The organism is Paenibacillus sp. Y660, assembly GCF_057221575.1.
The window spans coordinates 255006-275471 of the sequence record NZ_JBXBBJ010000003.1 but is presented as its reverse complement, the minus strand read 5'-3'; the positions used below and the strand labels follow the sequence as shown (position 1 = coordinate 275471).

The window sequence follows — 20466 nt, the reverse complement described above, 5'->3', positions numbered from 1 at the left end:
AGCCGTTAGCTTTTTTTTGTGTACGGACTATTCGAATGAATGAAACCGCTCCGGTTCGGCAATCGTTACCCTCGGCCATGTCTTTTGCCAGTTTTTGTTCGCGATACGGGACTTGTACTGCTTCATTTTCTCCTCCGAGCTAGCAAAAAAAGGAGTAGGCTTGACTCGCATCTGGATGACATCGTCTATTCCGCACGGGGCGGTCAGCACAACTTGATGATCACGATCCAGCGTGAGGCCAAGCGCGGTAGCCGTCTCCGGAAACTTGGAGATGGCATCAACAGAAGAGGAGTAAGGCGGCGCCTGACCAATGAGATGCATTCTTGCTTCATTTTTGACAGACCAAGGAATGCCCGGTTTCAGCCCCTTAAGCTTCTCCTCCAGCTTCTTCTCCTCGGCTTCATCCAGATTGCCGGCATCGTAATAAATAACATCCACGTCTGGTGTAGCAGTTCGTTCTTGAAAGCCATGAAGCATGTCCCAAATTTTTGAACGGATAAACCCCGCGCAAACCCACCAATCCGGCAATTGCAGCGTTTTCGCTGTGCTCAATACGTCCATCATCCACTTATCTTCACGAACTAGCCTGATTATGTCTTCTTCATTCTGAATGATCAAAGGGAGTCCTCCACATTTAGAAATAGGTTTATACAAAAGCGCTGAGCGCAATGAAACCGGCATTCGGCCCAGAGCCGCTGGAATGCCGGTTTCATTGCGCTAATTACAAAAAACAGCTTATTTGCCTTTCTTGGATGCAGCCCAGAAGGCGAGTATGATAAGGGGGATGAGAATGTACCATGGAATGGTAATCGTGCCTCCGACGATAAAAGCGAGCGCCATAACGATAATGACACCAAAAATAATGTACAGACAGCCTCTGCCGAATGTTTCCATTGTCAAACGCCTCCTATGCTTAGGTTTTGCATAGCAAAACCCTCTTCGCAAGCAGCCACTACCAGAAAGTATATTCGGTTAAAACGTTTTTATGGGTTGTATGGTTCCAATATTGTGCTGCAGGAGAGGTCGCGGACAAAAAAATGGCCCACATCGCTGTGGGCCGGTGTCCTAGAACTATATATCAACAGTGGGGTTGATGTCTCTTATTATAAAAAATGAACCTTAACGCAGGATTAAAAATGTTTGTCGGTTTGTTGAAAAACCGAACATGGTAACCTTATCAAATAAGTACTCCGTTTTTCGATTATGTATTCAGATTATGGCATTTTTACGGAACAGGTATGTAAATGATTATATATGCTCGTATAGATTAATTGAGTTTGAGACAAAATAAAATGCACGAAACTAATGAGCAAAGGGGACGAGTACATGAAGAAGTTTTGGACGATTTTTAGTGTGGTTGTTTGCTTAACATTCGTAATGGCTGTACCCGCTTTTGGAGATAACGCGAAGTCGGGCAATGCTGGGCCAGCAACAGAACTGCGCACAGATGTCGAGCGTGGCGTTAATAACACGGCAAGAGCACTCGATGTGAATGACCGCAATAACATGAATGCAAATCAGTATCGTACAAACGCAGCTGATGATAGAGATATGAATTGGAGCTGGCTCGGTTTACTCGGTCTGTTAGGCTTGATCGGTTTAAAAGGCCGTGACCGGGAGCGTACTTGATTTCGTGTTTCTTGAGTGCTGACAGAAGCGGCATGCAACATGAATTTAATGCTTAACTATAGAGCCCCTGCCTTAGGCAGGGGCTCTATATGATGATTGCTGGTGCTACTGGACAAAGCGTCCTTGCTTCGGCACAGCAATTTCTTTGAATTTCTTCGTCAGAAGCGTTAGATTATCTTTCAACGTCTCGCCAAACATCGGTTCACCATGCCCTGTAATAGCCAAGTATGGATCGAGGTCTGCCAGCTTCTTCACGGATTTCTCTGCGGATGCCCAGTCCGTTGTAAAATATTTTGGCGGACCGCTAATTTCCTGCTCCTGCGTCATCACTTTATAAAGCGATTCCTGTTTAACCGTCACAAAAGCATCGCCGGCAATTAACGTGCCGTCCTCCTCGCGAAAGAGCGAGATATGGCCGGGCGTATGACCTGGCGTATGAATGTATTTCCAACCCGGAAGCCCAGGTACCACGCCTTTGTCCGGGAGCGCCTTTACGCGATCGTCAAGATTAATGCCGTCGTGGGGAAAGTAGGAGGACATTTCAGAGATGAGTCCGCCATGTACCGATGGGTCAGCAGGTGGGTAGTCAGACTTTCCGGTCAAGTAGGGAAGCTCCAGCTTATGGGCGTAAACAGGAACATTCCAACGCTCAATCAGTTCAATGATGGCACCAACATGATCAAAATGTCCATGCGTCAAAATAATAGCTTTAGGCGCACAATCGAAACGTTCCTCTGCCTCTTTAATGATCTTCTTCGCCGATCTTGGCATGCCGGCATCGACGAGAACCCAGCCGTCTTGCTTGTTATTCGGATCGCCAATAAAACAAACGTTTACGATTTGGATCGGGTAGCAGTAGATATCAGGTCGATAAGCAAGACCATCTCCACTAGTAAAAGTGGTTATCGGCATAAAAGATTGCTCGAATGAGCTCTCCAAGCTAAGCGCCTCCTTTGTTATCATTCTCCTTTATAAACTGTCCTAATGTCAGGTGCTTATTCTACTCAAAGGCGCAGCAAAGCTTGAAAAATGTATCGGGACCGAATCACGCAGAATGAAATGTAATCAATTGGCACAAGTTAATATTCTATATCAATTAGGAGGAGATCAGGCATGACAAAAAAGGACCATATCCCCAAGTTTCCAGAGTCTTATTGGATCGAATCTTCGCCCGAGTTTCCTACTTACCCCGCGCTCGAGCAAAGCATCGAAGCTGATGCTGTCGTCGTCGGAGGGGGCATCTCTGGCATTACAACGGCGTATTTGCTTGCTAAGGAGGGGCTTAGCGTCGTGCTTGTCGAAGCGGGACGGCTTCTAAACGGTACTACGGCACATACGACGGCCAAAATAACGGCGCAGCATGATTTGATCTATGACGAGCTTATCCACCAGGAAGGAGAAGAGAAAGCATCATTATATTACAAGGCTAACCATGATGCCCTTCAGTTCATGAAGGAAACGATTGAACAAAACAAAATCGATTGCGGATTTTCAGTGCAGGACGCGTATATCTATACGAATTCGGATGATTACATAAAAAAGCTGGAGAAGGAAATGTCCGCCTACGCCACTTTAGGCATACCGGGAGGCTATGTGGAACAAACGCCGCTGCAAATACCTGCAAAAGCAGCTGTCATTATGCATAATCAAGCACAGTTCCATCCGCTGCAATATTTATCTGCATTAACGCTTAAGTTTGTAGAAGCGGGTGGAAAGATCTATGAAAACACAACAGCCGTAGATGTCGAGCCGGGTACCCATCCTGAGGTTATTACGAGCAAAGGCCATCGCATTGCAAGCAAGCATGTCGTATCCTGCACACACTTTCCGTTTTATGATGGGCTGGGCTTTTATTTTGCAAGAATGCATGCGGACCGCTCTTACGTGCTTGGCGTCCATGTTGAGAATAAGTGTCCAGAGGGCATGTATTTAAGTGCTGAGGACCCGAAGCGATCTATTCGTTATGCTGAAACGGCGAAGCACGGCAAATTGCTGCTTATAGGCGGCCAGAGCCACAAGACGGGGCAAGGGATTTGCACGATCAATCATTACGAAGAGCTGCGAAAATTCGCGGAGACAAATTTTAGGCTGAAGGAAATTGCTTATCGCTGGTCTGCCCAGGATCTCGTTACAGGAGATAAAATACCTTACATCGGCCGTATAACGGCTTCTTCTCCAAACGTGTACCTAGCTACCGGCTTTCGCAAATGGGGGATGACCAATAGTACGGCGGCTGCTCTGCTCATTCGAGATTTAATTATGGAAAAGGACAGTGCGTACGAGGAACTGTATGCTCCATCGCGCTCGATCGGGCTTGGTACCATCAAAAATCTTATTGTCGACAATGCTGACGTGGCGAAGCATCTCATAGCCGGCAAGCTTGAAATGGTTCACAAGCATCCCGAGGATTTAGCGCCGGATGAAGGCAGTGTCGTTAAGCTTCATGGCAAGAGAGCAGGGGCTTACAAGGATTCCGAAGGAAAGCTGTTCCTTGTGGATACGACCTGCACCCACATGGGATGCGAAGTGGAATGGAATAATGGGGATCGTACTTGGGATTGTCCATGCCATGGCTCAAGATTTTCTGTTAGCGGCGAAGTAGTCGAAGGCCCGGCAGAAATACCGCTACTGACCTTGCACCTCTAAATGCGATTGCGACTATTGTGTAGTCCATTTATAGTGAGTCAAACGAGAGAGGGGAGTATTTGTGAAACAAAAGTGGGATTTAGCTGCCTTAGCATCCATTCCTTTAATTATGACGCTCGCTAACTCTATGTTAATTCCCGTGCTTCCGTTAATGCAGAAAAAATTGCATATCACCTCCGTACAGTCGAGCTTAATCATTACGGTATATGCTGCAGTTTCTATCCTCTGTATACCAATCGCGGGGTATTTGTCGGATCTCTATGGACGGAAAATCATTATAACGACCGGCCTCTCCATTGCAGCTGCTGGAGGCATGGTATCTGGATTAGCCGCGTGGTTAATGGATTCTCATGCGTACGCGGTCATCTTGGCAGGCCGATTCATTCAAGGTGTTGGCGCTGCAGGAGCATTTCCGGTCGTCATTCCTTTGGTTGGGGACATGTTCAAGAGCGAGGAGGAAGTAAGCAGCGGGCTGGGTACGATTGAAACCTCCAATACATTTGGAAAAGTGCTCAGTCCTGTGTTAGGCGCGGCGCTTGCGCTTGTCGTATGGTTTCTGCCGCTAGCCGTCATTCCGTTCATATCCCTGCTTGCCATAATTGGAGTCATCTTTCTTGTCAAGGAGCCGGAGCGAGATCAGAAAGAGGGTGGCAATCTTAAGCTTTTTTTTCAATCGATTAAACAAATACTCGCTGAAAATGGACGATGGCTGTATGCAACGTTTGCAATCGGCGGTATTGGCATGTTCATCATGTTCGGATTCCTCTACGACTTGTCATCGGTCCTTGAGGATCGCTATCACATTGATGGTATTAGGAAGGGATTGCTGCTTGCCATCCCATTAAGCGCAATCTGCCTGGCTTCATTCGTTACTGGGAAAATCGTTGGTGAAAATAAGGGGAGAATGAAGTGGTTAATCGTCATAGGAATGGCTATCTTAGCAATCATGATGCTGCTATGCGGAGTAATGAGTTCGAAAGGGATCGTTTTTCTTCTTGCCTTCATGTTTGTAAGCGGCGCTGGAATCGGTCTATCGCTTCCTAGCTTAGACGCATTAATAACAGAAGGAATCGAGAAGAAGGAACGAGGCACGATTACTTCGCTTTATAGCAGCGCTCGCTTTATAGGTGTAGCAGCGGGTCCTCCTGTTGCGTCTTTACTTTTGCAAAATGAAGCTTTGTTATTCTACTTGTTTGCCGGGTTCGGAATTCTTTGCTGTTTGCTTGCTTTGCTTGCCATCAAGCCAAGCAACCCGTGAGCTAGCCCGCTGCAGGCAGAGGAAAGAGACCCCGTCACATGGAGCCTCATACCGACCGCATATTAAGCCAAAACTGCTATCCGCGTTGCAAAAGGAAATACCCTGATACGTCTGTTGTTTTTTTGCTGACGACAATAACAAAACCGTTCTTCTTCAAACATTTGATAGCAGGGACTAAAAGTGAATTCGGTTTCAGCTTACGGCCGCAGGGTCTAGCGCTGCCAATTACGCGAGAAGCTGTTATTCGACGGGCTGAGCCGGGGGCAAGCGGGTTTCTTGTCCAAGAAACTAATACTAAATCTGGCTCAAGCGGAATACCTACACGAGACATATCGATCACCTCACTTTCAAGAAGCTCTATATATCAAATGCAGATAGGAAGCGGTTTGCTATAAGCTAAAAGCCTTTTTTGATAGATTTGATTGATACTCGGCTAAAAAAAGATTGCTAGATAAGATTGCTTTCAACCGACTTAAGAGATGGTGAAAAGGGAAAAGGCCCATGCTATGGGCCTTTTCGGAAATTTTATTTGGGGGTGTTAGCAGCTTGAATGCATGGTGGGCATCCAGAGGCTTTATTAGTAGCCTTTATAACCTCCGAATACGCCACAACTACAAGCAATGATCACCAGCAAGATGAATAGCACCAAAATTGTGCCAATGTTTGTAAAAGAACCACCTACATGACCGGACATTGTATAAATGCACCTCCTTGCGAGTTGAATACTCTGTAATTTATGCATTAAAGTTGATTTGTGCTTGGGTATTTGTCCCTGTGGCAAATTATAACGGTTATTGGCCCAAAGACGAAATCTGTTAAAAATAGGTACGGCATTCGTAGTATAATGGATATACAATTACTCGATTTCTGAAGGGGAGAATCCACGATGTATAAGACAATCATTTTTGATGTTGACGGCACATTAATCGATACCGAAACAGCTGTAATAGGATCGCTGCAAAAAATGCTTAAAACAGATTACGGTCATCTTGTTGATAAGCAGGACTTGACTTTTGTGCTCGGTATTCCGGGATCGGTATCATTGCCGAAATTAGGAATTGAAGAAGAAAATGTGGATAAGGCTAATGATCGATGGAATTATTTTATGAGAGATTTTTTCAGCTCAATTAAGGTGTATAGTGGAATTCATGATTTGATGGATGCCATTAAGCAAAAAAATGCCGTTCAAGGAATCGTGACTTCCAAGACCAATGAGGAATTAACTAATGATTTTGTACCATTCGGATTAATGGGTTATTTATCATATATAGTTTGTGCGGACGACACGTTAAAGCATAAGCCTAACCCTGAACCATTGTTAAAGTTTTTAGAAATATCGGGCTCTGACCCTGCAGCTTCTATTTACATAGGTGATACGATTTACGATTATGAATGTGCGAGGGATGCTGGCATTGATTTTGGCTTGGCATTATGGGGATGCAAAAATCATGAGAGCATAAATGCAAAGTTTAAATTTGAAAGACCGCAAGATGTAATCGAATTGCTTGGGGAATAGGGAGATAGTCAATACCAAAAGGCCCATAATATGAGCCCTTCGGCAAAGCATGAGAAATGAACGGTTAACGCATGGAGGGGTTGCAATTAGATATTAAAGTTCAAGTACTATTCTTATTAACCGCCGAAGCCGCCAAATCCACAACTGCAAGCGATAATCACCAATAAAATGAAGAGTACAAGAATAAAACCAATACTGTTGTTAGCACCACCAACGAATCCAGACATTAAACATTCACCTCCCAGCATCTTAAGTACCCTGTAAGTTATGCGTGGCGGCTGTTTAGTGATTGGATGTTTGTCACGGTTGCATTTTATCAAGTCCAAATGCCTAGACTTAAAGAGAAGAGAAGTATTTATTCACATGAAGACTTTATAAGACGTGGAAGGAGGGAGGCAAAGAAAGCCTCCCCGTTTATCTCGCCAAATTTACCGATGTTCAACCAAATCGATCGCTCCAAGAATAATGTGGGCAAGACCAAAGCCAAGGACACCGACACCAACAAGTTTGTACTTGCTATTCAGCATTTTTGCACCAGAAGCAGAAACTACAGTTCCAAGAACGGCAGGTATCAAACCTTCGCGCATAAACAGCACTCCTTTTGGTTTTGTTTGGCAAGACATCTTATTGTGCTTCAAAATAATTTTCATATTCATCATCGTCTTTGGAGCTCAGCGGAATCCTAAATCAGAATGTATAAGCGTATGTAAGAGCGCTTGGGAACCAAGCGCTCCATATTGATTAGTAGCCGAAATGTTTACACGGTTTACATGTGCGATGATGCTTTTTTTTGCCGATAACAAGAACTTTTTGACCAGGTTTTACAAATACAACTTTAACGTCTTTCTCTTTGTCTTTTTTCCAGCAGCTTCCGTAACCCATTCAAATCAACTCCTCTTATCAAGATAATATATTATATTCATAAATGATAGATTTGATTGGACATTTGGTTTTTTGGAGGAAATTGGGTATTATGCAGTTCTTATGAGTCAAAGAGATATTTTCTTCATGAAAAAAGAAGAGGTTACCCTCTTCCTTAGATAAGTATGTAAGAGCGCTTGGGAACCAAGCGCTCCATATTGATTAGTAGCCGAAATGTTTACACGGTTTACATGTGCGATGATGCTTTTTTTTGCCGATAACAAGAACTTTTTGACCAGGTTTTACAAATACAACTTTAACGTCTTTCTCTTTGTCTTTTTTCCAGCAGTTTCCATATCCCATTCTAATCACCTCCTGCGTTTCAAGATAATCTAGCATATTCACAGATTAATAGATTCGATTGGACAATTGATAGATTGGGGAAAATTGGGTTATACTTCGTGGCGTAAAGCAAAATTATAATAAATCCTTCAATTATACGATGTGAGTAAATTATTTGCATAAATTTGATCGATGAGGTCATAAATGAATAAACCAACTTAATTTAAAACCAACGTAGAAGAATAGCGCTATCCATCCCCAAAGAAGCAATAAGCGTATTGAACGGGGAATAAGCAGGTACTCCGAATACAATCTAGTAAGTAGACTTTTCACCGAAACCTCTCCCTGGATTCAAATGACTTACAAATGTTAGGACAAATTATAAATAAAGTATAAATTATTAAGTTGATGGATGTAAATGGGAAGAATGAACGATTGGGTTGTCAGTAGATAGAGTGTAAGAAGGATCTCTTTTATATAGTTATGATATGACCATTTTTTGAGTGCAATAAGTGCCAACTTTATATAGTACCGTGAGAATAGAGTCTAATGTAAAAAGAAATTCAATTATCGCATAGAAACATGTTATTAAGAGCACCATAATTATTGGTCAATACGGGACTAAAACAAAAATATGGGAGGCTCGTGTTATGATAAATCAAAATCAAAAACAGTTAGCGGATGATCTTCTGGAAAATCAACAGCTACAGCAGGCACAACAAGAAGTTCAAGCGGCACATCAACTGCTACAGGCAGAGAGTCAACAACTGCTAGAGGCGGGGCTTCAGTTGCAAACAGAGACTCAACAAGTCTTACAAGCACAACAACAAGTGAAGCAGGAGCAGCAAGATGTTCAATTGGCACAACAAATACTTCAACAGGCTCAAGCCGATGCAATGGCACTTCAAAACAATCCTCTTCAAGACTCTAATGGTTAGATTAGATGAAATGAAAATGAAATAAGCGAAGATGAATAACGCCTTTAAAAAACTCGAGGCACAAAAAAAAGACCTCAATCCTCTAAGAAATAGAGAATTCAGGTCTTTTTCTTGCTTTATTAATTGTTCATTTAGAGCGCTTGAATGAAAAAGAACTCCACGAATCGATTAGTAATAATGTTTACATGTCCGGTGCTGCTTTTTGCCGATTACAAGAACTTTTTGGCCAGGTTTAACAAAAATAACTTTAACATCTTTTTCTTTCTCTCTTTTATTACAGTTACAGTAACCCATTCAAATCATCTCCTCTTCTCAAGTTAATCTACAATATTCAAAGATTAATAGATTTGATTAGACGATTGGCATTTCTATGGAAAATGGGTTTTCGGACTTTTTAATTTATCGTTGTTAATCAAACGGACACAGGAATATGGCATGAAGTTACATGGTATGATAAGAGTTTAAAATATATATTAGTTTTGCATCCATGTAACCATGTAAAACCTAATAGTGCAGGAGGCAATCATGCCGAAGATCACGTGTATAGAAGTTCAAAAGCGAAATAAGGATCGTGTAAATGTATATGTAGATGATCAATTTCTTGTGGGAGTTTCTGCATATGCAGCCGCTAAACATAAGCTTCAGGTGGATCAGGAAGTAGATCCCGTAAAATTGGAGTCTGTTTTGTTTGAAGACGAGCTCGAAAAAGCGAAAGGGTATATTACGAACTATTTGATGAATAAAACGCAACATATCCTAATTGAGAAATTGACCAAAAAGGGATTTGATGAGGCTGTCGTTAAGAAAGCATTGGAATGGGCAAAAAACTATAAATTCGTGGATGACGAAGATTACGCGCGTAAGTTCGCAAAAGACGGGTCGAACCTAAAGAAGAATGGGAAACGAATGATTGCTCAAAAATTAAAACAAAAAGGGGTTGAACAAACGAGTATTGATAAGGCACTTAGTGCAATAACAGAGTCGGATGAACTGGCGTCTGCCGCCAAAGCGCTCAAAAGTAAAATCGAAACCTATAAAAGAAAGACAAAATCGGAACGAGAGTGGAAACAAAAATGTATTCAATTTTTGATGGGTAGGGGTTATGGGTTTGACATCGCAAAAAAAACGATGGAAATGACAACATACGATGAAGATTAATTTAGGAGGCGAATTTGTGTTTTAAATAATTAGCTCCAACTTTTCAATCAGCACAGAAAGACTTTAATATGTTGATGATAGCTCCGGTTGATAATACTGGAGTTTTATTTTTATCTTGAAATCGAACGTATGTTTGTAATAAAATAAGAACAAACATTCGCATTGGAGTGAAGAGCATGATCGAAAACCATATCGGCCGGACAGTACAAATTATTTACAATGACCGTAAACGAAATATCTCCTTTCGAATTATTCAAGTGCTATCCGTCCGAAATGGTAAGGTTAGAGCTTTCTGCCTTAGTGCGAATGCACCACGCATTTTTAACATGGAGAACATAGTTGATGTGGAGTTGATTAAACAGCATGCTTGATGATAAGTAACTTAAGGATTGGAGGGTATTAATTTGGCAAAGGGACCCAAGCGGCCGACGAGGGATGAATTTGAATTAGAGGAATTAGGTGAGCGCCTGATTGAAGCCCAACAGGAAGAATTAGAACTTAGTCTAATTGTTTGGAATTGGGATCTCCCTGTTAGGGGGAAGATAACGAAGATGGACTCACGAACGAAGATGGTGCTTATTGAACATCAAGGGATCACAACAAAGGTGCCATATTTGGATATTATGAATGTTCTGCCAAGTGGTACTTGATAGAAGAAACATTCAAACCCCTAAAATTGATTTTTTATTAACGTGCAGGATAACGTGGAAATTATCTTGAATTAGTGATCAGCAATATAAAAGTGTTTTTCATCCATTTTTGGTGGTGATTATTACGGCAATAGGGGATTATCAGTTTATTCTATTTCCAATTGGAAATGTACCAACCTTGACGGAAGATGGAATGGAGTTTGTTGGGCAGAATAATTTTGACTTTGTCCAAGCTGTAGAATTGCTCGAAAACTCTGCTTTTATAAAGAATGACCCAACATTGAAATCTTGGAATTCATTTAGTGATGCGTGTTATTTTCTCTATAATGATGGGAAGTTTAAAGTTGAAATTGAACTAAATACAGGCAGCGAAGCTGAAAAGGCTGAAGAGCTATCTATCAGAACTAATATTTATAAAGAAGAGGGTAGTGTAACTGAAGCAATACGTATATGTAGGATGTTATGCGATTCCTTAAGTTTAAATTGCTGGAGCATGAAACTTCGTAAAATAGTTGATTTAAATGATGTTCAGGATGTGAATTCTACAATAAATCATTTCAATGGGCTGCGACATAGGGATTAATTCCCCAAACTTGTTCAATTATCGATATCGATAGTGCAATAACTTTTGAGGGTTGTTTTTATAATTATATTTGTTTACGTGGTTACAATACATACTGGGTGAAACATGTGTTCATCAAATTAATGTTGAATATTTTATGCAATAAACCTTCTAAAAATAATTTTTATTGGAGGAACTATGAAACTGGGCGCATTCTCTGTAAGTTTAAGTGTAAAAGACATTCACAAATCAAAATTATTTTACGAAAATCTAGGATTTCAAGTCTTAGGAGGCGATATTACTCAAAATTGGCTCATTATTAAGAATGAAAGTTGTATAATTGGCCTATTCCAAGGAATGTTTGAAAAGAATATTCTGACCTTTAATCCAGGATGGAATGAAAATGGCGAAAATCTTAATTCATCTACAGACATTCGAGATATTCAAAAACAGCTTAAAGCAAAAGGAATTAAAATACTGACTGAAGCAGATGAAACAAGCGAAGGCCCTGCAAGTTTTACAATTGAGGATCCTGATGGTAATCCTATTCTTTTAGATCAACACAGATGAAGTAGTGAATGGATTAGGGATATATATCTGAGCTTTCAAGCAAGAAAGCGTAAAGCTAATTTGCAACGATAGTTCAGAATTGACCGCCTTATGATAGGGCGGTTTTTCTTTTGGAAAGAAGTCAACAATCAAGGATAATACTAATAACATAAATTCCGTGTGAAAAACATGAATGAAAAAATCGGAACCTATCGTATTCTCAATTGTGGTGTGTAAAAAGAAAAACCCGCGATTCCCTTTGTACACGAGGGGTTTGCGAGTTTATGTAAATCATTAAACTGATTCATTGTGGTTTTTATGGCTTTCCGGAGAGATGGAATCAGATTCTGATTTATATGCATTTTCAATTTGGACAACAATTGGGCGACAACTATTAAAATTAGAAAATAGTTTGAGCGAAAAACCCTTGCTATATAAGGCTTTAAACAAAAAATCGGGCGCTCCTTTCGGAGCGCCCTTTTCATGGGAGAGGAGAAACCGGACGAAGAGCTTATGGGGAAACGTAAGTCTTCTCCGCGGTTGTCTACGACATCTTGCGACGCCGATGAACTTATCATGTCCGGTTTGCTGGAAAATATACATCATCAGGCAATTGAATATTTACGTCATTCGCTCGAACTGGTTCGTGCCAATCATTTTTTGATAGGCGCTGCTTTATTGTGAAAGGGATTCTATGGTACGATAGGCGGGAATGAGATAGAAGGGGGCAATTGCAGTGAGAGTCATTGCGGGCGAGGCCAAGGGCCGCACGCTGAAGGCTGTGCCTGGCATGAACACGAGGCCGACAACGGATAAGGTGAAGGAAGCTATTTTCAGCATGATTGGACCTTACTTCGAAGGCGGAGTCGCGCTGGACCTGTTTGCTGGTACAGGCGGTTTGGGCATAGAAGCTTGGAGCAGAGGCATAGAGCGTACTGTGTTTGTTGATCGGGAAAATATATGCATCGATATTATTCGTCAAAATGTTCAAGCGGCGAATATGGGCAGTGCTGCTGAAATTTATAGGAATGATGCGGAGCGCGCATTGAAAGCGCTAGCGAAGCGGGGGCAGAAGTTCCGGCTTGTTTTTCTTGACCCGCCATACAAAATGGTCACGATGGATAGTCTGATAGCACAGCTCGTTGAGAAGCAGATGCTGGAGCCGGATGCGATTATAGTCATTGAGCATGACGCCGCACACCTGTATTCGGAGCAGCTGGACCATTTTGACCAGCTGAAGCATGCGAAATACGGGGATACCGCCGTGTCCATATATCAATATAACAGCCTAGATAGCTGCGACGGGAGTGAAGCTGATGTCAACGAATAAACAAGAGCGAGTAGCCGTTTACCCAGGTACCTTTGATCCTGTTACTTATGGTCATCTGGACATTATTCGCAGATCCGCGAAGCAATTTGATCGGCTCATTGTAGCCGTTTTGAATAATTCAAGCAAAAATCCATTGTTCAGCGTTGATGAGCGCAAGGCGCTTCTTGCAGAGGTTACGCGAGATATTCCGAATGTAGAGATCGACAGCTTCAGGGACCTGCTCGTTCGTTTCATGAAATCCCGGCAGGCAAACGTTATTATTAGAGGGATTCGCTCAGTAACCGATTTTGAATACGAGCTGCAGCTCGCTTCGACGAACCATTTGCTCGATAATGAAATTGATACGATGTTTATGATGACAAACCCTAAATATTCATATTTAAGCTCCAGCATCGTAAAAGAAATCGCCCAGTTCCATGGGGCTGTGCATGAGCTGGTACCGCCGGTTGTGGAGACGCAATTAAGGGAGAAATACAAACCCAAAAATTAAACGAATTTTCTTAAAAAGCTATCCTATCACTTATAATGTTCGGTCAGCGCGGCGATACGGCAGCAGTATGATGGATAAGATGAGTCCGAAGAGGGCCAGGAGCACGCATGCCGATATGGAGAACTGCCATAATAACGGCAAATCACCGGCTTTGACAGCAACGGCAACAGCTTGATCCGGCGTGTTGGACGTGTCTGTGAAAGTCGGTCTGGCGCTAGGAGCAAGCAGAGGACTCAGCAGCGTGGTGATCGGCTTCCAGAGCAGCAGTATAAATAGGAGAGCGTGCAAGGCGTGAGCAATTCTCCATGCGACGAATGGGAGCAGCTTGAGATCCGTTCCAGTAATCGAATAGCCCGCTTGCAAAATACCGCTGAGACCGCTCCATGCAAGTACGGCAGCGATCGCGGCGGCGTTGCCAATCGATCCAGCTCCTGGCGCATCCCATATAGCTGCTGCGTAAGCGCCTAAATGACCTTCAAATAAGGCTTGGCTGATGAAGTTGAGTCCGGCTTTAGCTAGAAGCGGGGACAGCAGCGGCTCTGACAATTTAGCAAGAACTGCGGCGAAAATCATAAAGCCGCCGATCATCATAAGTTTTTGAACGCTGGCTGCGACGGAATCGCCAAGCGCCTTGCCAAAGGTGCGGCCATCCTGCTCCCTGCCGATGCGAAGCGCCTCAGCAGCTCTCTGAAGCATACCGCCCTTTTGCTCTGAACCGTTTGCGTTCGCTGACGTAACAGGCGTGTCTACATCCTGCCCTTTACGGCTGATCAGTGTCATTAGAAGCATCAGCCATAATGCGGAAATCCATACAGCAGCAGCGATGATTGCACCAACAATAGGCTTATGCAGAAAGCCAGCGCCAACGACGACGAGCATGAACAATGGGTTAGGCATGTGGGCAAGGGCTAGCAATCGCTGGCCCTGTTGTTTTGAGACGAGACTTTTTTTGCGCAAAGAGGCCACCGCTTCCGCGCCAGCAGGGTAACCTCCCATCCAGCCTAAAACGATAGCAATCGCTGCTTCCCCGGGCAGCTTGAACAATTTGCTCATTACTGGCTGGAGCAGCGATCCAATGGCGTTCGTAAGGCCGAAGGCGGCAATGAGTTCATACAATACGAGAAACGGCAGCAAGCCGGGAAATACGATGTTCCACCACACGGTGAGTCCTTGCAAGGAGGATTGAAAGGAAGCATCCGGCTGGAGGATGATAGATACGACAAGCAATACGGACAGGAACGCTAACAGAACCGTTTTAGCCAAGTGCTGCTCAACTCCTTTCATACGCTGGTAAAAAAGAATAAACGTGTCATTTAGATAAACGCCCTGATGCCAGGAGGAAATGGACAATCCTATACGTTAAATAGTACGCATGCATAACGATTGATAGACCATATGAGAGTGCATGTCCATGAGTAGAAGCTGTTTCCGGCATTTCAGAAATAGAAATTGGGGGCTTGAAGGGGAGTGGCGGATGCAAAAGCAACGATCTGATTTGCGCAGAATGGCTATGATTGCGGTATCGACCGCGGCATTAATGTGGGTGTTATTGTATGCGCCGACGCCTTATGTCGTTTATGAACCGGGAATTGCTGTACCCGTTAAGTCAATGGTCTCGATTGAAGAGGGCGATCGTCTGGGCGAAGGTTATTTTTTGCTGACAGCGGTAAAATTAACGGAGCCGAATTTTTTACGAGCTTTCTCGTCAATGCTCAATTCAAATATGGAGGTCCATCTTAAACGGGACGTGCTGCGAGGTTATTCGAAGGAGCAATATGCTGAACGTCTGAATGTGATCATGGAGGGCTCGCAAAATAATGCGATCGAGGCAGCTTACCGCTACGCAGGCCTGCCCTATGAGAGCAAGCTGGACGGTTTAGTAGTGTCTGACGTTGTTGTTAAGGATCAAGCCGATTCCGGCTCGTTTCAAGCGGGAGACAAGCTTCTAAGCATGGCTGGCGGGCAGCTGATTGACAGCACGGATGATATGATTGACATGCTGCAAGCGCTCAGCAAGGATAAGCCGATCCAGATCAACATCGACCGCAGCGGAGAAAAGCTAAGCGTAAATTTCTCGGCCAATGCTTTTCATTCAGACATGTCGGATGAGCAGCTCATGGAGGCGCTTGGCATTAAGAGCTTAACTGAGCTGCGCAGCTTAGTGCCAGCGGATCGCGATAACCGTCTTACCATAACAGCGGGGGATATCGGCGGTCCATCGGCTGGTCTTGTCTTTGCTCTTCAGTCATTGGATCTGCTTACGAAAGGCGATCTATCGGGCGGCCATCGCATTGCTGCGACAGGTACGATTACAATTGACGGGAAAATTGGCGCGATCGGCGGCATCAAGCAGAAAATTGTAATTGCAAGCGAAGAAGGCGCTCAGCTGTTTCTGGCGCCTGCCGATAATTTTGAGGCTGCAAGCGCCAAAGCAAAAGCGTTAGGCACCTCGATGAAGGTAGTCAGCATCGGTACGCTGCAGGAAGCGATGGACCAAATACAAGCCTTCCATGCTGCAAATGCCTAATAATTTTCCAGGCCGCAACCTATTCGAGCGCAATCGGTTTATCCGTATAGTCGCGGAACAACGGCTGCGGGGCAGATGTCTTGGAAACACCGAGCATATAGACGCTACTTGCTTGCGTGTCAAGCTCTAGGAAGCGCAAAGGCTTAGGCGGCCTTGCAGCGCTTAGCAGCACGGGCAATGAAGCGGATTTTCGCATACGGCGCAATAAATGCTTGCCTTTTTCCGTAAAACCGAGCACTCTTATATATTCAACACCCGATGCGAGCTTTTCTTGTGTGAGGTCGGCTTTGCTATGTCCAAGCAGAATGGCGAGCAGCGCGCGTTGAAGCTTCGTTCGCGTGTAGCGCTTCGTTTTCAATGCTTCCAATAGGTCTTCGAACTCTCGTGACGCCAGCTTCGGAAGAGCGTTCAGCAAACGATGCTCCAAGCCCTCTGATATTTCATGGATTTGTGCTAGCTCCGCCGGTGAGCGAGTGACAATGGCATGCAGCAAAGCGTCGGTAAACGGCTCCCAGCTGATCGGGCAGCGGCCTGCCGACCATTCCTGCTGCAGAATGCGATAGGTTGTCTCAGGAACGTAAGCACGGGCTTCCCTAAGCGAGCGCTGCTCCAGCAGCAGCTTGCGAATCGCAGTCGCACTTGCGATCAGGCTGTCGGTGGGCGTATCCTGATTATATTGCGCTTTCTCTCGGGTGATGGTGAAGGGCTCCATTTTGCCGCCTAGCCGTTTCAAGGCAAGCAAATAGTGTAGCGCTAATGTATGATTAGGAAGCGAGAACGGGAAATTAGCAGCAGAAGCATATCCTAGCTCCGACAAATAGGCTGTTATGGCGCTGGAGTAAGCGCTTGGGTAGCTGATGCCTGTTTGAAGCTGCTGCTTCAAGAGCGCTTTGAAGGGCTGGGGCTCGTTTGCAACGATCTCGGCTGCCAGCAGCAGCGGCTCAAGCTCGCCGTATTCCGTTCCGAAGCAGAAGCTGTCAACGACGCCTGTCGCTTCAAGCAGCGATACTGCGCCATAGGCGAACCATTCGGCAGCTTGCGTCGCGTAAGCGACTGGCAGCTCGATTACGAGATCGCAGCCACCCTCAAGCGCCATGCGCGTTCTTGCCCATTTGTCGAGCAGGGCAGGCTCGCCTCGCTGAAGAAAATGGCCGCTCATGACAGCAACGACTGCGTCAGCTTGCGTTATTTTACGTGATTGTTGCAAATGATACAAATGACCGTTATGAAACGGGTTGTACTCGACAATAAGTCCGACTGTGCGCATTCACTTGGGTCCTCTCTCTGTTAAATGTTGGTTGTTTCACTATAGCATAGAGAAGGCGTTCAATCACGGACTGCTCAAAGACTTATGGAAAAGCAGTGTGAAAATGTTGACAAAACGGTAGTCTGATAGATATAATAATCTTTGTTTGTTTGGGGTGATCTGATGCAGTTTCATATTCAAGAAACAATGTCCAAAGGGTTAAAAACGACAATCGACGAACAGTTGGAAGTCAGTGACCTTTTTAAAGGACGCCAGGATGTTTATCGTACGGGACCGCTCCATGTATCGCTTCAGGTAACTGGGCATGAAGGATTCATTGAAGTCGACGGCAAGCTTGCCATCGATCTCGAGCTTCCTTGCTCGCGTTGTCTCGAACCGGTGAAGGACCATACGGTTATTCGATTCTCGGAAGTATTCAAACGGCCTTCGGATACCGAAGAGAACGATGAGGATATGGAAGAGGAAGAGAATGACTTCATTGAGGTGAATGGAGAAAGACTGGACTTGAGGCCTTATGTGGAAGAAGCGCTTCAATTGTTCATGCCTTTTGCACCGCTTTGTAGCAATGACTGTAAAGGTCTCTGTCAGACTTGCGGACAGAACTTAAATGAGCACAAATGCAGCTGTTCGAACGAGAAGATTGATGTTCGTTTTGCAGCGCTAAAGGATCTATTTAAGGAATAAGCGTAATGTTGATTGAATTTTTGAAGGAGGTGTTAAATATGGCAGTACCTCAGCGTAGAACATCCAAGACTCGCCGTGATAAACGTCGTACGCATTTCAAACTTGCAGTACCGGGCATGGTGAAGTGTGAGCAATGCGGAGAGTTGAAATTGGCTCACCACGTATGCAAAGTTTGTGGATATTACAAAACAAAAGAGATCATTTCCCAATAGTGGATTGATGTCAGAAATAGCACTTCATCAGTGATGAGGTGCTATTTTTTGCTGTAATAAGGCGAGGCTCCAATCATGGAATACGCGAGAAGCCTTATATCCTTAAGCTACATTGCGCTCGGGCGTATTTTTTTATATACTTTATTAGTACCAGGTGATAATATCAAGCAGCATACATATACTAATCGTACTGGTGCCTTAAACGGCTAAGGCGCAATAAGAATCGTTTATGTCACTATACGGTAAAAGGTGGTGCCGAACATCGAACGAATGCCCAAACGGCAGCGGCATCAGCAGCTTGCCAGACACATTGATGAAAATCCTTTTATAACCGATCGGGAACTCACGCGACTGCTGAAAGTAAGCATCCAAACGATTCGGCTTGACCGAATGGAGCTTGGTATTCCGGAGCTTAGAGAGAGACTTAAGCTCATGGCTGAACGTTCTTATGATTCCGTTCGATCGTTGCCATTGCATGAGGTGATCGGTGACATCGTCGATCTGGAATTGGACAAGAGCGGTATCTCGGTGTTCGAGATTCGCGAGGAGCATGTATTCTCCAGGACCGGAATTGCAAGGGGCCATCACGTATTTGCACAAGCGAATTCACTGGCAGTTGCTATTATAGATGATGAAATTGCGCTAACCGTAACAGCGGACATCCGATTCATTCGCCCTGTTAAGCTCGGGGAGAAATGTATTGCCAAGGCTTACGTTCGTTCTATCTCGGGCGAAAGAAGCAAGGCGAAGGTAGAGCTGTTTACGTATGTTGGCGATGAAATGGTGTTCCAAGGTAATTTTGTAATTTTTCGGTCCGCGGGAGACACAGATACTGAAGGAGGCAACGAACGTGCGGATCGCTATTGATGCTATGGGCGGGGATAACGCTCCAAGCTTAATTGTGCAGGGAGCGCTTGAGGCGGCGGCGCAGTGGCCGGATACGGAGCTGCTGCTCGTCGGCGATACGTCTGTCATTGAACCGCTCATGAAGGGGCAGAAGCCTGCGAACATAACCATTTGTCATGCGGATGAGGTTATCGGTGCCGATGACGAGCCGGTTAAAGCGGTGCGCCGCAAGAAAGGGGCCTCCATGGTTGTTGCCGGGCAGCTCGTTCGCGAGAAGCAAGCGGATGCGATGCTCTCTGCCGGCAACACAGGCGCTCTGATGGCAACGGGACTTCTTGTTGTCGGAAGAATGGATGGCATTGAGCGTCCGGCGCTTGCGCCTATGATGCCAACGATGGACGATGTCGGCATACTGACGCTTGATTTGGGAGCGAACATGGACGCAAAACCGGAGCATTTGCTCCAATATGCGATTATGGGCAGCATCTACCGTGCTAAAGTACACGGCCTAGAGAAGCCGAGGGTTGGCCTTCTGAACGTCGGTACCGAAGCGATGAAGGGAAACGAGATGTCCAAAGCGGCATATGCTTTGCTACAGCAGGCGCCGATTCATTTTATCGGGAATGTCGAGGCTAGAGATGTTCTCAACCGCAATTGCGATGTGCTTGTTTGCGACGGCTTTGCCGGCAATATTATGCTGAAAGCGATGGAAGGCGCGGCGGGTACGATTTTTACATCGCTTAAGAATGCTTTCGGTCAGTCGTTATTGACAAAGCTTGCAGCGGCGATCATGATGCCGAATCTGCGTTCATTGAAGAAAAGAATGGACTATAAAGAGCATGGCGGCGCTCCATTGCTTGGCCTGAACGGCCTCGTCGTCAAATGCCACGGCTCATCGGACGCTCTTGCCGTTAAGAACGCAGTAAGGCAGGCGCGAAGCGCTATTCAAGGTCAATTGATCGAAACGATTGCAGCAGAAATAAACGGGAAGTGAGAGTGCG

Annotated in this window: 25 protein-coding genes; 17 read left to right on the top strand and 8 right to left on the bottom strand. The window is 44.6% G+C overall.

All coding sequences use genetic code 11. The features are described 5' to 3' along the window. Positions 1-27: 27 nt before the first annotated feature. Positions 28-618, bottom strand: a complete 591-nt coding sequence (locus AC2TDN_RS06280; RefSeq protein ID WP_484687336.1) for a nucleotidyltransferase family protein — start codon at positions 616-618, stop codon at positions 28-30. Positions 619-735: 117 nt separating this feature from the next. Next, positions 736-894 (bottom strand): hypothetical protein, encoded by a 159-nt coding sequence (locus tag AC2TDN_RS06275; RefSeq protein ID WP_197286097.1) that lies wholly within the window; start codon positions 892-894, stop codon positions 736-738. Positions 895-1326: 432 nt separating this feature from the next. On the opposite strand from AC2TDN_RS06275, the gene AC2TDN_RS06270 reads away from it, so the two are divergent. After that, the gene (locus AC2TDN_RS06270; RefSeq protein WP_482065596.1) at positions 1327-1629 is read left to right on the top strand and encodes a WGxxGxxG family protein; all 303 of its coding nucleotides are present in this window, start codon (positions 1327-1329) and stop codon (positions 1627-1629) included. A gap of 105 nt (positions 1630-1734) precedes the next feature. Here the strand turns inward: AC2TDN_RS06270 and AC2TDN_RS06265 are convergent, their stop codons facing one another. Continuing rightward, positions 1735-2592 (bottom strand): MBL fold metallo-hydrolase, encoded by an 858-nt coding sequence (locus tag AC2TDN_RS06265; protein WP_482065595.1) that lies wholly within the window; start codon positions 2590-2592, stop codon positions 1735-1737. A gap of 150 nt (positions 2593-2742) precedes the next feature. Here AC2TDN_RS06265 and AC2TDN_RS06260 point away from each other — a divergent pair, with 150 nt between their 5' ends. The 3 genes from AC2TDN_RS06260 to AC2TDN_RS06250 all read left to right on the top strand — a co-directional run bounded on the left by AC2TDN_RS06260 (position 2743) and on the right by AC2TDN_RS06250 (position 7049). Continuing rightward, complete coding sequence (locus AC2TDN_RS06260) at positions 2743-4275, top strand: FAD-dependent oxidoreductase (RefSeq protein WP_484687335.1); 1533 nt, start codon at positions 2743-2745, stop codon at positions 4273-4275. Positions 4276-4336: 61 nt separating this feature from the next. Continuing rightward, complete coding sequence (locus tag AC2TDN_RS06255; RefSeq protein WP_484687334.1) at positions 4337-5533, top strand: MFS transporter; 1197 nt, start codon at positions 4337-4339, stop codon at positions 5531-5533. Between the two features lie 886 nt (positions 5534-6419). After that, on the top strand, positions 6420-7049 hold the full coding sequence (locus AC2TDN_RS06250) for an HAD family hydrolase (RefSeq protein ID WP_482065592.1): 630 nt from the start codon (positions 6420-6422) through the stop codon (positions 7047-7049). 116 nt (positions 7050-7165) lie between these two features. On the opposite strand, the gene AC2TDN_RS06245 is transcribed toward AC2TDN_RS06250, so the two are convergent. The 3 genes from AC2TDN_RS06245 to AC2TDN_RS06235 form a co-directional block, all read right to left on the bottom strand. Beyond that, a complete protein-coding gene (locus AC2TDN_RS06245; protein ID WP_482065591.1) occupies positions 7166-7276 on the bottom strand; it encodes a YjcZ family sporulation protein in 111 nt (36 codons plus the stop codon). Between the two features lie 201 nt (positions 7277-7477). Then, positions 7478-7636, bottom strand: a complete 159-nt coding sequence (locus AC2TDN_RS06240) for an asparagine synthase (protein ID WP_484687386.1) — start codon at positions 7634-7636, stop codon at positions 7478-7480. Positions 7637-8132: 496 nt separating this feature from the next. Continuing rightward, positions 8133-8273 (bottom strand): hypothetical protein, encoded by a 141-nt coding sequence (locus tag AC2TDN_RS06235; RefSeq protein WP_484687333.1) that lies wholly within the window; start codon positions 8271-8273, stop codon positions 8133-8135. Positions 8274-8902: 629 nt separating this feature from the next. On the opposite strand from AC2TDN_RS06235, the gene AC2TDN_RS06230 reads away from it, so the two are divergent. From AC2TDN_RS06230 to coaD, 8 genes are all read left to right on the top strand, one after another. Then, positions 8903-9190, top strand: a complete 288-nt coding sequence (locus AC2TDN_RS06230; RefSeq protein ID WP_484687332.1) for a hypothetical protein — start codon at positions 8903-8905, stop codon at positions 9188-9190. Between the two features lie 525 nt (positions 9191-9715). Beyond that, positions 9716-10348 (top strand): RecX family transcriptional regulator, encoded by a 633-nt coding sequence (locus AC2TDN_RS06225; protein ID WP_482065589.1) that lies wholly within the window; start codon positions 9716-9718, stop codon positions 10346-10348. Between the two features lie 398 nt (positions 10349-10746). Continuing rightward, positions 10747-10998 (top strand): YolD-like family protein, encoded by a 252-nt coding sequence (locus tag AC2TDN_RS06220; RefSeq protein ID WP_484687385.1) that lies wholly within the window; start codon positions 10747-10749, stop codon positions 10996-10998. A 109-nt stretch (positions 10999-11107) separates the two neighbouring features. Next, complete coding sequence (locus AC2TDN_RS06215) at positions 11108-11581, top strand: hypothetical protein (protein WP_484687331.1); 474 nt, start codon at positions 11108-11110, stop codon at positions 11579-11581. A gap of 177 nt (positions 11582-11758) precedes the next feature. Beyond that, positions 11759-12130: a VOC family protein gene (locus tag AC2TDN_RS06210; protein WP_484687330.1), complete on the top strand. Its 372-nt coding sequence runs from the start codon at positions 11759-11761 to the stop codon at positions 12128-12130. Between the two features lie 462 nt (positions 12131-12592). Then, positions 12593-12793: a hypothetical protein gene (locus AC2TDN_RS06205; protein WP_484687329.1), complete on the top strand. Its 201-nt coding sequence runs from the start codon at positions 12593-12595 to the stop codon at positions 12791-12793. A gap of 52 nt (positions 12794-12845) precedes the next feature. Continuing rightward, on the top strand, positions 12846-13439 hold the full coding sequence (gene rsmD, locus AC2TDN_RS06200) for a 16S rRNA (guanine(966)-N(2))-methyltransferase RsmD (RefSeq protein WP_484687328.1): 594 nt from the start codon (positions 12846-12848) through the stop codon (positions 13437-13439). Next, positions 13426-13929: a pantetheine-phosphate adenylyltransferase gene (gene coaD / locus AC2TDN_RS06195; protein WP_482065583.1), complete on the top strand. Its 504-nt coding sequence runs from the start codon at positions 13426-13428 to the stop codon at positions 13927-13929. The genes rsmD and coaD overlap by 14 nt, the downstream gene beginning before the upstream one ends. Positions 13930-13959: 30 nt before the next feature. On the opposite strand, the gene AC2TDN_RS06190 is transcribed toward coaD, so the two are convergent. Beyond that, positions 13960-15192 carry a nucleoside recognition domain-containing protein gene (locus tag AC2TDN_RS06190; RefSeq protein WP_484687327.1) on the bottom strand — a complete coding sequence of 411 codons (1233 nt, stop codon included), beginning with the start codon at positions 15190-15192 and terminating at the stop codon, positions 13960-13962. Between the two features lie 211 nt (positions 15193-15403). On the opposite strand from AC2TDN_RS06190, the gene AC2TDN_RS06185 reads away from it, so the two are divergent. Beyond that, positions 15404-16456 carry a S16 family serine protease gene (locus AC2TDN_RS06185; protein WP_484687326.1) on the top strand — a complete coding sequence of 351 codons (1053 nt, stop codon included), beginning with the start codon at positions 15404-15406 and terminating at the stop codon, positions 16454-16456. Between the two features lie 19 nt (positions 16457-16475). On the opposite strand, the gene AC2TDN_RS06180 is transcribed toward AC2TDN_RS06185, so the two are convergent. After that, positions 16476-17723: a nucleotidyltransferase gene (locus AC2TDN_RS06180; RefSeq protein ID WP_482065580.1), complete on the bottom strand. Its 1248-nt coding sequence runs from the start codon at positions 17721-17723 to the stop codon at positions 16476-16478. A 162-nt stretch (positions 17724-17885) separates the two neighbouring features. Between AC2TDN_RS06180 and AC2TDN_RS06175 the strand changes: the two genes are divergently transcribed. From AC2TDN_RS06175 to plsX, 4 genes are all read left to right on the top strand, one after another. Continuing rightward, positions 17886-18407, top strand: a complete 522-nt coding sequence (locus AC2TDN_RS06175) for a YceD family protein (RefSeq protein WP_482065579.1) — start codon at positions 17886-17888, stop codon at positions 18405-18407. A gap of 38 nt (positions 18408-18445) precedes the next feature. Further along, positions 18446-18619, top strand: coding sequence for a 50S ribosomal protein L32 (gene rpmF, locus AC2TDN_RS06170; protein WP_006036546.1), 174 nt, complete (start codon positions 18446-18448; stop codon positions 18617-18619). 270 nt (positions 18620-18889) lie between these two features. After that, positions 18890-19486 carry a transcription factor FapR gene (gene fapR / locus AC2TDN_RS06165; RefSeq protein ID WP_482065578.1) on the top strand — a complete coding sequence of 199 codons (597 nt, stop codon included), beginning with the start codon at positions 18890-18892 and terminating at the stop codon, positions 19484-19486. Then, positions 19470-20459, top strand: a complete 990-nt coding sequence (gene plsX, locus AC2TDN_RS06160; protein ID WP_482065577.1) for a phosphate acyltransferase PlsX — start codon at positions 19470-19472, stop codon at positions 20457-20459. Before fapR ends, plsX begins: the two co-directional genes overlap by 17 nt. The last annotated feature ends 7 nt before the right edge of the window (positions 20460-20466 follow it).

Bases quoted from the DNA above. Each gene is read 5' to 3' on its own strand.
- AC2TDN_RS06275 (WP_197286097.1), bottom strand. From the start codon at position 894: ATGGAAACATTCGGCAGAGGCTGTCTGTACATTATTTTTGGTGTCATT.
- AC2TDN_RS06180 (WP_482065580.1), bottom strand. From the start codon at position 17,723: ATGCGCACAGTCGGACTTATTGTCGAGTACAACCCGTTTCATAACGGT.
- AC2TDN_RS06245 (WP_482065591.1), bottom strand. From the start codon at position 7,276: ATGTCTGGATTCGTTGGTGGTGCTAACAACAGTATTGGTTTTATTCTT.
- AC2TDN_RS06260 (WP_484687335.1), top strand. From the start codon at position 2,743: ATGACAAAAAAGGACCATATCCCCAAGTTTCCAGAGTCTTATTGGATC.
- fapR (WP_482065578.1), top strand. From the start codon at position 18,890: ATGCCCAAACGGCAGCGGCATCAGCAGCTTGCCAGACACATTGATGAA.
- AC2TDN_RS06265 (WP_482065595.1), bottom strand. From the start codon at position 2,592: ATGATAACAAAGGAGGCGCTTAGCTTGGAGAGCTCATTCGAGCAATCT.
- AC2TDN_RS06240 (WP_484687386.1), bottom strand. From the start codon at position 7,636: ATGCGCGAAGGTTTGATACCTGCCGTTCTTGGAACTGTAGTTTCTGCT.
- AC2TDN_RS06230 (WP_484687332.1), top strand. From the start codon at position 8,903: ATGATAAATCAAAATCAAAAACAGTTAGCGGATGATCTTCTGGAAAAT.
- AC2TDN_RS06185 (WP_484687326.1), top strand. From the start codon at position 15,404: ATGCAAAAGCAACGATCTGATTTGCGCAGAATGGCTATGATTGCGGTA.
- rpmF (WP_006036546.1), top strand. From the start codon at position 18,446: ATGGCAGTACCTCAGCGTAGAACATCCAAGACTCGCCGTGATAAACGT.
- AC2TDN_RS06205 (WP_484687329.1), top strand. From the start codon at position 12,593: ATGGGAGAGGAGAAACCGGACGAAGAGCTTATGGGGAAACGTAAGTCT.
- AC2TDN_RS06270 (WP_482065596.1), top strand. From the start codon at position 1,327: ATGAAGAAGTTTTGGACGATTTTTAGTGTGGTTGTTTGCTTAACATTC.
- AC2TDN_RS06175 (WP_482065579.1), top strand. From the start codon at position 17,886: ATGCAGTTTCATATTCAAGAAACAATGTCCAAAGGGTTAAAAACGACA.
- AC2TDN_RS06225 (WP_482065589.1), top strand. From the start codon at position 9,716: ATGCCGAAGATCACGTGTATAGAAGTTCAAAAGCGAAATAAGGATCGT.
- AC2TDN_RS06210 (WP_484687330.1), top strand. From the start codon at position 11,759: ATGAAACTGGGCGCATTCTCTGTAAGTTTAAGTGTAAAAGACATTCAC.
- AC2TDN_RS06250 (WP_482065592.1), top strand. From the start codon at position 6,420: ATGTATAAGACAATCATTTTTGATGTTGACGGCACATTAATCGATACC.
- AC2TDN_RS06235 (WP_484687333.1), bottom strand. From the start codon at position 8,273: ATGGGATATGGAAACTGCTGGAAAAAAGACAAAGAGAAAGACGTTAAA.
- coaD (WP_482065583.1), top strand. From the start codon at position 13,426: ATGTCAACGAATAAACAAGAGCGAGTAGCCGTTTACCCAGGTACCTTT.